Raw genomic sequence first — 230 nt, 5'->3', positions numbered from 1 at the left:
ACTCGATCAGATTGTTTCGCATTGTAGTCAAACTGAAACTCTTCTGTCAGAGGATTCCATTCAATTAATTGCCCTTCATAAATTTCTATTGCATTAAGTGCTTTGTATTGTCCAGAACGTTGTGCTAACTGAATATAGCCTTTGTATCCTAGGATGAATTGGGCTTCGTTATGCGTAATCCAATCTTTTCCTACCTTTTCTTTCCGATTAAATGGAACAATATAGGCATA

At 36.1% G+C, this 230-nt stretch carries 1 protein-coding gene; it reads right to left on the bottom strand.

The genetic code is table 11. The features are described 5' to 3' along the window. On the bottom strand, positions 1–230 hold a 230-nt coding region (locus AB5M32_RS13725; protein WP_368024536.1), incomplete at both ends, for a recombinase RecT.

This window comes from Enterococcus sp. C57, from assembly GCF_040887305.1.
Classification (GTDB): Bacteria; Bacillota; Bacilli; order Lactobacillales; family Enterococcaceae; genus Enterococcus_B; species Enterococcus_B hirae.
This window is presented reverse-complemented; position numbering and strand designations above follow the sequence as displayed.